The organism is Deltaproteobacteria bacterium PRO3, from assembly GCA_030263375.1.
Lineage (GTDB): Bacteria > UBA10199 > UBA10199 > DSSB01 > DSSB01 > DSSB01.
Window position 1 is genome coordinate 40,349 of sequence record SZOV01000004.1, and the last position, 12,098, is coordinate 52,446.

At 62.5% G+C, this 12,098-nt stretch carries 11 protein-coding genes; 5 read left to right on the forward strand and 6 right to left on the reverse strand.

Annotated features, from left to right (window positions below):
• From FBR05_01425 to FBR05_01435, 3 genes are read left to right on the forward strand one after another with little or no spacing between them, the layout of a single operon-like run.
• A complete protein-coding gene (locus tag FBR05_01425; protein MDL1870848.1) occupies positions 1 to 579 on the forward strand; it encodes a hypothetical protein in 579 nt (192 codons plus the stop codon).
• A 4-nt stretch (positions 580 to 583) separates the two neighbouring features.
• Positions 584 to 982, forward strand: coding sequence for a hypothetical protein (locus tag FBR05_01430; protein MDL1870849.1), 399 nt, complete (start codon positions 584 to 586; stop codon positions 980 to 982).
• On the forward strand, positions 978 to 1,814 hold the full coding sequence (locus FBR05_01435) for an RNA polymerase sigma factor (GenBank protein MDL1870850.1): 837 nt from the start codon (positions 978 to 980) through the stop codon (positions 1,812 to 1,814). Before FBR05_01430 ends, FBR05_01435 begins: the two co-directional genes overlap by 5 nt.
• Here FBR05_01435 and FBR05_01440 read toward each other — a convergent pair.
• From FBR05_01440 to FBR05_01450, 3 genes are all read right to left on the reverse strand, one after another.
• A complete protein-coding gene (locus tag FBR05_01440; protein ID MDL1870851.1) occupies positions 1,800 to 3,701 on the reverse strand; it encodes a hypothetical protein in 1,902 nt (633 codons plus the stop codon). The genes FBR05_01435 and FBR05_01440 overlap by 15 nt on opposite strands.
• Positions 3,702 to 3,724: 23 nt before the next feature.
• Positions 3,725 to 5,059: a hypothetical protein gene (locus FBR05_01445; GenBank protein ID MDL1870852.1), complete on the reverse strand. Its 1,335-nt coding sequence runs from the start codon at positions 5,057 to 5,059 to the stop codon at positions 3,725 to 3,727.
• A 170-nt stretch (positions 5,060 to 5,229) separates the two neighbouring features.
• Positions 5,230 to 5,952, reverse strand: coding sequence for an ABC transporter ATP-binding protein (locus FBR05_01450; GenBank protein ID MDL1870853.1), 723 nt, complete (start codon positions 5,950 to 5,952; stop codon positions 5,230 to 5,232).
• Between the two features lie 318 nt (positions 5,953 to 6,270).
• Here FBR05_01450 and FBR05_01455 point away from each other — a divergent pair, with 318 nt between their 5' ends.
• Together FBR05_01455 and FBR05_01460 are read left to right on the forward strand one after the other, a co-directional pair.
• Positions 6,271 to 7,014 carry an outer membrane lipoprotein-sorting protein gene (locus FBR05_01455; protein MDL1870854.1) on the forward strand — a complete coding sequence of 248 codons (744 nt, stop codon included), beginning with the start codon at positions 6,271 to 6,273 and terminating at the stop codon, positions 7,012 to 7,014.
• A 3-nt stretch (positions 7,015 to 7,017) separates the two neighbouring features.
• Positions 7,018 to 8,376: a DUF1302 domain-containing protein gene (locus tag FBR05_01460; GenBank protein MDL1870855.1), complete on the forward strand. Its 1,359-nt coding sequence runs from the start codon at positions 7,018 to 7,020 to the stop codon at positions 8,374 to 8,376.
• 78 nt (positions 8,377 to 8,454) lie between these two features.
• Here FBR05_01460 and FBR05_01465 read toward each other — a convergent pair whose 3' ends face one another.
• From FBR05_01465 to FBR05_01475, 3 genes are read right to left on the reverse strand one after another with little or no spacing between them, the layout of a single operon-like run.
• Complete coding sequence (locus FBR05_01465) at positions 8,455 to 8,967, reverse strand: biotin/lipoyl-binding protein (GenBank protein ID MDL1870856.1); 513 nt, start codon at positions 8,965 to 8,967, stop codon at positions 8,455 to 8,457.
• 7 nt (positions 8,968 to 8,974) lie between these two features.
• Positions 8,975 to 10,492 carry an acetyl-CoA carboxylase biotin carboxylase subunit gene (accC, locus tag FBR05_01470; protein ID MDL1870857.1) on the reverse strand — a complete coding sequence of 506 codons (1,518 nt, stop codon included), beginning with the start codon at positions 10,490 to 10,492 and terminating at the stop codon, positions 8,975 to 8,977.
• A 13-nt stretch (positions 10,493 to 10,505) separates the two neighbouring features.
• Positions 10,506 to 12,041: a methylmalonyl-CoA carboxyltransferase gene (locus FBR05_01475; GenBank protein ID MDL1870858.1), complete on the reverse strand. Its 1,536-nt coding sequence runs from the start codon at positions 12,039 to 12,041 to the stop codon at positions 10,506 to 10,508.
• Positions 12,042 to 12,098 lie beyond the last annotated feature (57 nt).

Below are 12,098 nucleotides of genomic sequence, written 5' to 3' on the forward strand. Positions count from 1 at the left end.
TTGAAAGGAATAATTTTTTCATTAATCTTTTTAGGAATGGGATTCTTGCAGGCATGCAGTTCCTGCCAAGAATTAAGAACTCCAACGATGTATACAGAATATGGGGAATTCCATCTGATTATCACTAACGCTGATTTTGTCCAATTCGAATTGGATATCAAGCCTTTTAGGCCGATTCGGCATGGTAGTTTTCTTGTAAATGATGGGTATGAGCGGCCCGATAAGACATTTCCCCAAAATCAAGTTACTTTCCAATTTTTCTTCCGTGAAAATGCATTGCCGGGGGGGGAAGATATTTTTGAACAGAAGAAAGGCGAGGTTTTTGAAATCCCTCCTACCCCCTATGAGGTCGACGGAATGGATGTAGTCTATAAAGAGGCGTTTCCTCCTCCTACCCCGGATCCCGATGGGATAGGATGGTGGCTGCCAACGACCTATTCCGGCAAAGTCACCATCCTGGAAGACGACCTCGTCGAATTCGACCTCACCTTCACCGACGGCGTCGAGTCGCGGCGTGTCCTGGCGACCTTCGTTTTCAAAACCTTAGACCTCGTTCAAAACGTCGGGGAATGCGGTTGAACCTATGAAGCGTTTCAGTGAAAAGTTTATTGCCTGTCTTCTGTTGGCGGCTCTTTTTCCCTTCTTCTTCGCCTGCGGCCAATGGCGGCCGGCCAGCCTTCGCGACATCCAAAACGCCTATCCCGAGAAGAAGCAGCAGGGGGAAGAGCTGTATCGCCTGGTGGGGCCCGACGGCAAGGAGAGCCGCTTCCGCCTGCGGAACGTCACCTTGGAGGATAACGGCGTCCGGGTCCGGAAAAATTCCCAGGAGAAATTTTACGGAAGCGAGGAACTCTCCTCCCTGGAGAAATTCGATGTCGACGAGAAGAAGACCCTTATTGTAACCTTAAGCTCCATTTTCGGCGGGATGGCCTTTGCCTTGGGAGTGGGATTAGCGGTCGGACTGGCCACCTACCAAGATTAACGAAATAGGAGCTTGCTTGAGTTCGGACAATCTTCGAAATCCCCTGGGGAAAGATTTCTTCAACGCGGCCGCGGAGAAGCTGAGGCCGCGCCTGCTGGCCTACCTCTACCGCCGCCTCGCGGATCGCGGGGAGGCGGAGGACCTCTGCCAGGAGGCGCTGCTCGGGGCCTATACCGCGCTCTCCGAGTCGAAAGCCGAAGCCGCCTTTAGGGAAGGACTCTTTCAAATCGCCTCCCGCCTCGCCGACCGCGCGGCCGAGGGGGCCCAGCCCTGGGGCGAAAGCTCCCTGGAGGTCCTGCAGGATTACCTCCTGGAGCACGAAGCGACTCAGAACGAGCTGCAAGAGACGCTGGAATCCCGCGAAGAGGAATACTCCCTCGCGGACCACGTCGACTTCTGTTTCACCGTGACCCTCCAATCGCTTTTTCCCCGCGAGCGCAACGCCTTCCTCTTGACCCAAATGGAGGGCTTCACCGCGGGGGAGGCCGCGGGCGTCATGGGGGCCTCGCCGGAGGAGGTCGAGGAAAAGGCCGCTTCCGCGTCGGAGAGCCTGCAGGAGAATTTTGCCGAGCGCTGCAGCCTGGTGAAGGCCGGCGCGCCCTGCAAGCAGTGCCGGGTCTTCGGCGAATGGCTGCTCGGGCCGGAAGAGGCGGAGGAAGAGCTGCGCGGCCTCCCGCTGCAACCCTCGGTGAAACCCGAGGCGACCTTTCCCAAGCGCCTGCAGCTCGTCTCGCGCATCGATCCCCTGCATAACGGTAGCGACCGCTTTCACGAGCAGCTGCTCCAACTGCTGCGCCGCGCCCTGGGGGAAAAGGGCTTACTGAAGCCCTAGGCTCCCCACCTGGCCCGCGTCCTCGCGGCGCTCTTGACGCACCCAAATCTCGGGGACCTTCGTCAGGTCGACGAATTCCTTCCGCGATAGACTCAAGCGATAATAGTCCGCGCTCACGCCGATGGAGCCGTCCGGACGATACTCCAGCTCGGCCTCCAGCTCTCCCGCCGGGATCTGCGGAAAACTTCCGGCCCAGGCCTCGGGCGCGATCAGCCCCATCGATTCGCCGCGTAGCGCCCGGGGCGGCGGCGGAAGCTCGCGCGCCTCGGCGTCGAAGAGGGCGACGCCGTCGTAGCCCTCGGCCTTGCCGCCGTGCAGGGCGATCAAGGTCGGGGCCAGGTCGACCAGGCTCGCGGGCGTCTCGACCTCCTTCAAGTCCGTCCATCGCGGGTCGAAGATCCCGAAGAGGAGGTTGTTCTGTTCGCGGCCCCTCAGGTCGATGCCGTGGATGCCGCCGTAGATCTCGTGACCCGCAACGAAGCGCTCGCCGTGATCCGAGAGGAAGGCGACGCGGTGGCTCGCAAAGTATCCCTTGGCCCGCAGCTCCGCGACCAGCTCCTCCAAGAGGCGTAGCGTGCCCGGCCGTCGCAGGAAATAGGGGTTGTGCCAGCCCTCCGGCGTCCGGCTCAAGGGGTCGCCGGGCTTGGACCAGCGCCAGAAGGAGAAGTCCTTGGGACGAAGCCGGAGCCAATCCTCCAGCCCCGCGAGCTCGCGCCGGGCGAGGCGTATCGGGCTGTGCAGGTGGCAGGTGTGCAGGGCCATCAACCTCGCCCCCTCCGGGAGCCGCGAGAATTTTCGGAAGGCGAAATTGAAGAAGCGCGGCGCGTCGTAATTGAAGAGCGAGGGCGAGTTGAGGCTGAAGCCGCGCAGGTTCTCGACGAAGGCGTTGTTGGTCCAAAGCGCCGGGAAGACGAAGTGGTTGAGCAGCGCCGCGCCCAAGTGGGCCTTCCAGCCGATCTCGGGGATCACGGATTCCGAAAAGCCCCGCTCCGCCGTGAAGTAGCTCGTCTCCGGTTGGTCCGAGGCGAAGAGGCTGTGCCCGCCGTGCCGGTCGCGCAGGCGGCGTTGCAGGGTCAGCGACTCCGCCGCATTGGGCAGGGGGGAGTCGAAGAAAAGACGCACGCCGTGGCGCTCGGGATAGACGCCGCTCAAAACGGAATTCCAGGCAGGGTGCGTGGCGGGCAGCGGCGTGAAGGCCTGGCGGAAGATCCTTCCGCCTAAGCCCGCGGCGGCGCGGGCCAAGGCGGCATTGCCGCTGTCGCCGTCCAGGGCGTCGAAGCCCAGCAGGAGCACGCGCGGCTGCTTCGTCGCGGCGGTGCGGACCGGCGGCAGGTCCAAGGCGGAGTCTCCGGCCAGGGGCGCGTGCAGCAGCGTCGGCAATAGGGCCGCAAGACCCAAGGCGGCGGCGCTGCGCAGGCCCCGGGGCCGCAGCATGGCGAAGGCCAAGAGGAGAAACAAAATTCCCAGCGCGAGGATTTGCGCAAAGCCGACGATCAGGCTCTGCTCCCAAAACATCGGGAGGAAGCCCAGGACGGAAGGGTATTGCCAGGCGGTCCACCCGTAGAGGAAGACGGTCTGCGCGGCCGCGAGGAAGAAAAAGGCCCCGAAGGCGCGGAGGCCTTTCTCGGACCGCCCCGCCGGTCCGCTAGCGGCCCACCCGACCAGCGCCGCATTGACGGCGCCCAAGAACCCGGCCCAGGCGAGGTAAAGCCCGCCGATCTTGGCCAGTCGCAACGCCACGTCGCGCACGATGAAATCGGGCAAGGTCATTTGTCGCAGGGAGGGCAGGTAGAAAGAGGGCGCGTAGAAGAACAGCAGGCACTGTAGGCCGAAGAGCAGGATCGCGAAGAGCAGGGCCGCCTTAAACGAGATGAGGAATCGCTTCATGGGCCCTCGTTTTTCAAAACCGCTTAAAGCGCCGCGTAGCCGATTTGCCAGTCCAGCGTGTTCTCTTCCATCGCGTCGTCGCGTTTGAACTTGGCGATCAGGAGGTTCTGCAGCCTTTGATGGTAGGCCGTGAAGTCCGGGATCGGGTGCGTCGCCACGCCGGACTCCATAGCCGCCTTGGCGATGGCGGGGGCCACGAAGAGCAGGACGCGCGGGTCGAGCGGCTTGGGGATGATGTAATCGGGACCGAACTGCAGCTCCTTGAGCTTGTAGGCCTGGCAGACCGAGAGAGGGACCTTCTCGCGGGCCAGGAAGGCCAGGGCCTTGGCGGCGGCGAGCTTCATCGGCTCGGTGATCTTGGTGGCACCGACGTCTAAGGCCCCGCGGAACACGAAGGGGAAGCCCAGGACGTTGTTCACCTGGTTGGGATAGTCGGAGCGGCCGGTCGCCATGATGATGTCTTTCCGAACGGCCAGCGCCTCGTGGTAGCCGATCTCGGGGATCGGATTGGCCATCGCGAAGACGATGGCGTTGGGCGCCATCGAGGCCAGCATCTCGGGCGTGAAGAGGCCCGGGCCGGAGAGGCCGATGAAGACGTTGGCGTCCTTCGCCGCGTCGGCCATGGTGCGGGCCTTGCCGTCTTGGGCGAAGAAGCCGCGGTTGGGCTCGAGGTCTTTGCGGTCCTTCGTGACCACGCCCTGACGGTCGCACAAGAAGACGTTTTCTTTCTTCACGCCGATCGAGAGGAACATCTTCGCGCAGGCGACGGCGGCCGCGCCGGCGCCGGAGAAGAGCACCTTTACGTCGCCGGCCTTGAGCCCCGCGATCTCGAGGGCGTTGATCAGGGCCGCCGTCGAGATGATGGCCGTGCCGTGCTGGTCGTCGTGAAAGACGGGGATCTTCATGCGCTTGCTGAGCTGCTCTTCGATATAGAAGCACTCCGGCGCCTTGACGTCCTCGAGGTTGATGCCGCCGAAGGTCGGCTCGAGCGAGCGCACGATGTCGATGAACTTGTCGGGGTCCTTCTCGTCGATCTCCAGATCGAAGACGTCGATGTCGGCGAATTCTTTGAACAGGACGCCCTTGCCCTCCATGACCGGCTTGCCGGCCAGCGGGCCGATGTCGCCCAGGCCCAGGACGGCGGTGCCGTTGGTGATGACCGCGACCAGGTTGCCGCGCGCGGTGTAGCGGTAGCTCTCCGCGGGATTGGCCTGGATCTCCAGGCATGGCGCCGCCACGCCGGGCGTGTAGGCCAGGGAAAGGTCTTCCTGGGTGGCGCAAGGTTTGGTGGGGGTGACGGCGATTTTTCCGGGCCGGCCCTGGGCGTGGTAGTCCAGGGCGGATTTCTTGTCGACCATTCCTGTGGGACTCCTCTCCATGGGGCGCCTGGGGCGCCCTTTGGGCTGCTCCTACAAGAGCGCCTCGGGCCTGTCAACCTCCCAATCTTTTTCGAAAAACCTACTATTTTCCGAGGGGTTCACTTGAGGGCGGGTCGCGGGGCCTCCTGTTTGCGGGCCTCCCGGGTGATTTACTTAGAGAGACGTTTCTCCAGGAGATTCGTCACCGTCGCTTGAGGGCCGTCATGTTGTATCACGCCGTCGCTGATTCTGACGATCCGTGTGGCGTGGTGCACGACTCGGGGGTCGTGGGTGGAAAAAACGAAGGTGGTGCGGTGGCTCTGGTTGAGCCGCTGCATCGCGGCCATGATGGCCTCGGCGGATTCGCTGTCCAGGTTGGCTGTCGGCTCGTCGGCGAGGATGAGCAGCGGATGGGTCACCAGGGCGCGGGCGATGGCGACCCGCTGCCTCTGGCCGCCGGAGAGTTCGTCCGGCCGGTGCAGGGCGACTTCTCTGAGCTGCACGTCGGCCAAGGCGGCCCAGACGCGGTCGCGGCGCTCCTTCCGCGTCAACGGGTGGAAGAGCAGCGGGTACTCCACGTTCTCGAAGGCGTTCAGGACCGGGAAGAGGTTGAAGGATTGAAAGATGAAACCCAAAAAACGGCTGCGCAGCCGAGCCGCTTCTTTATAGGAGAGATTTTGCGTCGGCTTGCCCTGCAGGAGGATGCTCCCGGAACTCGGCTCGTCGAGGAGCCCCAGCAGGTTGAGCAGCGTCGTCTTGCCGCTGCCCGAGGGGCCCATGATGCAGAGCATTTCCCCGGAGTTGATGGCGAGGCTGAGGCCGCGCAGCGCTTGGACGTGAAGTTTGCCCAAGGTGTATTCTTTGACCACGTCTTGGGCCTGCAAGATTTCCATGATGACCCTTTTCCCCTGAGATGACCCGGTATGGTGCGCGAGGCGCGAGGCCTTGCGACACGAAAAGATAGAAATGCAATCCATGTGCCGATCGTTCTAGGAAAAAGTCCATGAATTTATGGTTGTTTTCCGCTGGCGCGTCCCGCGGCCGCGTTTCAATCTGATAATTTTCTCCCGGAGCTCGTCAGGCTTTTGACGGAACCGGAAGGGTCGCGGAAATTGCGGGCGCCTTGCAAGATTGGTTGTGATGCCGCCGGTTCTGCCCTTATACTTCCCCGAGGGTTCGATTTATCCAATATCCAATGGGGGTTATCTCTTATGACTAGGAAGTGGGTGTCGGGTTTTATTCTTCTTCAATTGGGTTTCGGCGGCATCTGCTCCGCGGCGGCCGCGGATCCCAACGAGATCGTCGCCAAGGCCGACGCGATCCGCGCGCCGAAGGGTTCCTACGAGTTCGAGGCGACCGTGACGACCTACGAAGGCGCCGAAAAAAAATCCGAAAACGGCTACAAAGTCTTCGTGAGGGATCTGGACCATTCCTTGGTGGAGTTTCGGCTCCCGGCCTCCGAGAAGGGCAAGAGCCTCCTGATGGTCGAGGAGGATCTTTGGATATATCTCCCCAAGGTGAAAAAGCCGGTGCGCATCCCCCTGCAACAGCGGTTGGTGGGGGACGTCTCCAACGGAGACATGGCCAGGGCGAATTTTTCCAACGACTATACGGCCGTTCTCGCGGGCGAGGAGAAGGTCGAGGGGAAGGACGTGTATGTTCTCGATTTAGCCGCAAAATCGCCGAAGAAAACCTATAGCAAGATCCGCTACTGGGTTTCGAAGTCCGACAACCGGCCGGTGCAGGCGGAGTATTTCACCGTCTCGGGTCAGTCCTTGAAGACCGTGACCTTCGAGGACTTCCGCAGCGAGGCGGGCGCGATTCGTCCGATGCGCCTGGTATTCCGCGACACCCTGAACAAGAACAAGAAATCCATTCTCGAGTTCAAGTCCATGGTGAAGAAGGACCTGGCTGAAAACATGTTCACCAAAGACTACATGAAGACCTTGGAGTAGCCGGTGGCGAAACCTCATTGGCGGCGGCTATGGGCGGGGCTGTCGGTTCTGGCATGTCTCTGTGGCGCGGTCCCGGCGGCCGCCGAGGAGGTGGGATCCGAGTCCAAGCCGGGCGAGGGCGCCTCATTTTGGCGGGACAATTTCCAATACAGCGTCGAGTTGCGGCAGGAGACGGCCTACCGCATCGCCTCGCCCCGCAATTTCAGCAAGATCCGGCAATTCGTGAAGGCCGAGACCAAGTTCACCTTCAACGACCATCTCAAGATGAAGCTGGGCGGCCGCGGTTGGTACGACGCCGTCTACGACGTGACCGATCAGTATCCGCCCGACGTGCGCGACAGCCTGCGCAAGGAGCTCACCATCCGGGACGCCTACCTGGACATCGCGGCCCCCAAGGTGAACATCCGCCTGGGGAACCAGCAGATCGTCTGGGGCGAGGCCTTGGGGCAATTCTTCGCCGACGTAGTCACGCCGAAGGATTTGAGGGAATTCTTCCTACCCAGCTTCGAGGACGTCCGGATTCCCATCTGGGCCTTGGACCTCCAATATAATTTTTTGCCGGGCTGGACCCTGGAGGCGGTGTTGTCGCCGGACATGAGCGTGGATAAATTCGCCCCGCCCGGCGCGGACTTCGCCTTCTTCATCCCGCCGCCCCCGCCGGGAGTGAACCAGATCCTTCTGCCCGACGACAAGCCGCAGACCGACTTCAAGCATTGGAACGGCGGCGTTCGCTTTTCCTATTTGGTGAAGGGTTGGGACCTGGCCTGGTTCTATTACACCAGTCCCGATCACGTCCCCGCGCTGTTCAAGACCCTGGGCGTCGACGCGGCGGGCACGCCGACCCTGGTCCTGGACCCGAAGCACAAGCGCGTCCACCACCTGGCCGCCACGTTCAGCAAGTCGATCGGCGATTCGGCGGTGTTGCGGGGGGAGTTCGTCTACACGATCGGGCGCTTCTTCAACGCGCAGAACCTTGCCCTCAACAACGGAGTGGTCCGCCGCGACCAATTCCGCTACGTAGTCGGTTTCGATTACAGTCTCGGGGAATTCGACATGAACGCCGAGTTCCAACAGCAGGCCATCTTCGGCCAGACGGCGAACGTCGCCGACGACATCGTCGACACATGGATCTTCCTGCGCTTCGAGCACGAATTCCTCGAGGCCAAATTGGTGCCGGAGCTGATCTTCATTGTGGGCCTGGAAGCGGGGGACACCCAGGTCAGCCCGCGTCTGCACTACCGCGTCACGCCGGGGGTCACCTTGACCTGGGGCGCGGACATCTTCAGCGGGCCGCAGGACACCCTCTACGGGGAGTTCGACCACAGCGACCGCATCTTTATGAACACCAGCTGGAAATTTTAAAGGAAAGCGGTTTAGCCCGTCTGCGCATTTGCGAGGCGGGAAGAATAAGCCCGGGCGGGATTTGGGAGGGAGCGCGGCTTACTCGGCTTTCGCGACCAAGACAAGCTTTTGCCCCGACTCCACCGCCTCGCCGACCTTGACGTTGACTTCCTGGACGACCCCGTCGATCGCCGCGGCAAGTTCGTTTTGCATCTTCATTGCCTCGATGACGACGAGGGCCTGGCCCTTCTCGACCTTGTCGCCCACCGCGACCTTGACGTCGACGATCTTGCCGGGCATCGGGGCGCTGATCAGGCCGTGGCCGCCGCCCGACGCTTCGCTCTGCGAGACCACGCGGCGGCGCGGGTCGAAGACTTCGAGGTGGTAGGGGATGTTTTGCAGATTGAGCTCGCAGGTGTCCTGGCGGAAGACGACGTCGGCCTCGAGGACCTCCTTGCCGTCGATCAGGAAAGAATAAAGAGAACCCTTCGCCAACAGCGGCGAAAAGCGGTGAGTCGCGCCGTCGAGCGTGACTTCATATTCGCCCTCGACGCTCTTGATCTCGACTTGGCGTTCTTGGTCTTCGAACAATACGGTGTAGATTCGTGACATATAAAAATTAACTTCGCAATCCCAGTTTGCGTCCTGTCAGCCGCCAGGGCGAGGCGTCGGAGACGCCGCCGGCGTGGCTGACGGGACGGGCCTTGCTTTCCTCTAAGTGCTTCGCCAGGGCCGCGGCCATCAGGGCCTTCTGCGTGTCCTCGCGGGAGACGCTCAGGATCTCTTTCATGTGCTTGTCGATGAAGTGGGTGTCGTATTTCCCCTTCACGAAGTCCTCGATCGCGAGGGCGCGGCGGTGGAAGTACAAATTGGTCTTGGGGCCGCTGACCCGGTACTCGCTCAAGGCGCGCTGCATGCGCTGGATAGCCTCCTCGCGGTCGCGGCCGTAGGCGACCAGCTTGGCGAGGATGGGATCGTAGTCCATCGGGACCTGGAAGCCCTGGTAGATGCCGTTGTCCAGCCGGATGCCGGGGCCCAGCGGGTACTGCATGTCGACGACCAGGCCGGGCGCGGGCATGAAATTATGAAAAGGATCCTCGGCGTAGACGCGGCACTCGACCGCGTGGCCGCGCTGCTGGATGTCTTCCTGCTTGAAGGGCAGGGGATCGCCCTGCGCGACGAGGATCTGCGCCTTCACCAAGTCGATGCCCGTGACCATCTCGGTGATCGGGTGCTCGACCTGCAGGCGGGTGTTCATCTCGAGGAAATAATAGTTCTGCTTGTGATCGACCAGGCACTCGATGGTGCCGGCGTTGTAGTAGCCCACCGCCTTGGCCAGCTTCACCGCCATCTCGCAGACGCCCTTGCGGGTCTCGGGGGTGATGAAGGGGGAGGGGGACTCCTCGATGACCTTCTGGTGGCGGCGCTGCACGGAGCACTCGCGCTCCCAGAGGTGCACGACGTTGCCGTGGTGGTCGCCGAAGACCTGGACCTCGATGTGATGCGGACCCTCGACCAGTTTCTCGACGTAGACCGCGTCGTCCTTGAAGGAATTGAGGGCCTCGTTCTGCGCCATCTGGAAGGCGCTCTTGAGCTCTTTTTCCTCGCGCACCGCGCGCATGCCCTTGCCGCCGCCGCCCGCCGCGGCCTTGAGCAGGACGGGGAAGCCGATCTTCTTTGCCACCTCGAGGGCCTCGTCGGCGTTTTTGAGCGCATGCTTGATGCCCGGCACCACGGGGACCCCCGCGGCCTCGGCGATCTGCCGCGCGCCGATCTTCGAGCCCATCTTGACGATGACCTCGGGGTCGGGGCCGATGAAGATCAAGCCGGCCTGGGTGACGGCGCGGGCGAAGTCGGCGTTCTCGGAGAGGAAGCCGTAGCCGGGGTGGATGGCGTCGGCGCCGGTGGCCTTGGCCGCCGCGAGCAGCTTGTCGACGTTGAGGTAGCTCTCTTTGGGCGAGGCGGGTCCCAGGTGGACGGCCTCGTCGGCGCGCCGCACGTGCAGCGCGGCGCGGTCGGGGTCGCTGAACACCGCCACCGTCGCGATGCCCATGTCGCGGCAGGCGCGGATGACGCGCACGGCGATCTCGCCGCGGTTGGCGATCAGGATTTTTTTGATTTTGCGTTGAGTCACCATGAGAGGGCCGCCACTACAGGGGAATATTTCCGTGTTTTTTCGGCGGATTCTTGTCCACCTTGTTCTTCAGCATCTCCAGCGCCTTGACGATCTTCACCCGGGTGAAGCGCGGCTCGATGACCTCGTCGATGTAGCCCAGCTCGGCCGCCTTGTAGGGCGTGGCGAAGGTGGCGCGGTATTCCTCGGTCAGGCGGGCGCGCTCTTTCTCAGGGTCTTTGGCCTTCTCGATCTCCTTGCGGAAGATGATGTTGACCGCGCCGTCTGAGCCCATCACGGCGATTTCGGAAAAGGGGTAGGCGAAGTTGATGTCGCCGCGGATGTGCTTCGAGCTCATGACGTCGTAGGCGCCGCCGTAGCCCTTGCGGGTGATGACCGTGACCTTGGGCACCGTGGCCTCGCAGAAGGCGTAGAGCAGCTTGGCCCCGTGCAGGATGATCCCGCCGAACTCCTGGTCGGTGCCCGGCAGGAAACCCGGCACGTCGACGAAGGTGACGATGGGGATATTGAAAGCGTCGCAGAAGCGCACGAAGCGCGCGGCCTTGATGCTGGCGTCGATGTCGAGGCAGCCGGCCAGGACCTGGGGCTGGTTGGCGACGATGCCGGCGACCCGCCCGTTGTAGCGGCCGAAGCCGATCAGGATGTTCTTGGCGAAGTCGGGCCCCACTTCGAAGAAATAACCGTCGTCCAAGGTGCTCTTGATCAACACCTTCATGTCGTAGGGCTTATTGGGGCTGTCCGGGATCAGGGCGTCGAGCTTTTCGTCGACGCGGTTGGGGTCGTCCTTGGAATTCGCCAGAGGTGGGTCCTCGAGGTTGTTGGCGGGCAGGAAGGCGAACAGCTCGCGGACCTGCTGCAAGGCGGCCTGGTCGTTGGGCGCGCGCAGCAGCGAGACGCCGGACTTGCTGTTGTGGGCGAGGGCGCCGCCCAGGTCTTCCTTGCTGACCACTTCGTGGGTGACGGCCTTGATGACCTCGGGCCCGGTGATGAACATGTGCGCCGTGTTCTCGACCATCAGGATGAAATCCGTCAAGGCGGGCGAGTAGACCGCGCCGCCGGCGCAGGGCCCCATGATGACCGAGATCTGCGGGATGACCCCGCTGGCCAGCACGTTGCGCAGGAAGATGTCGGCATAGCCGGCCAGCGACTGGACGCCTTCTTGGATGCGCGCGCCGCCGCTGTCGTTGAGGCCGATCACCGGCGCCCCGGTCTTCATGGCGAGGTCCATGATCTTACAGACCTTGCGGGCGAAGGCCTCGCCCAGCGAGCCGCCGAAGCTGGTGAAATCCTGCGCGAAGAGGAAGACGGTGCGGCCGTCGATGGTGCCGTGGCCCGTGACCACGCCGTCGCCCAGGATCTTCTTGTCTTCCATGCCGAAGTCGGAGCAGCGGTGGGTAACGAAACGGTCGAGCTCGACGAAGCTGCCGGGGTCGAGGAGGAAGTCGATGCGCTCGCGGGCGGTCAGCTTGCCGGCCTTGTGCTGCGCGGCGATGCGGTCGGCGCCGCCGCCCAGCTCGGCCTCGTCGTTTTTCTTCTTCAAAAGCTCGGACATTTCGCGGTTGGTGGGCATAAAATCACTGATAAACGTTAAAGATTTCGGGGATCCGGC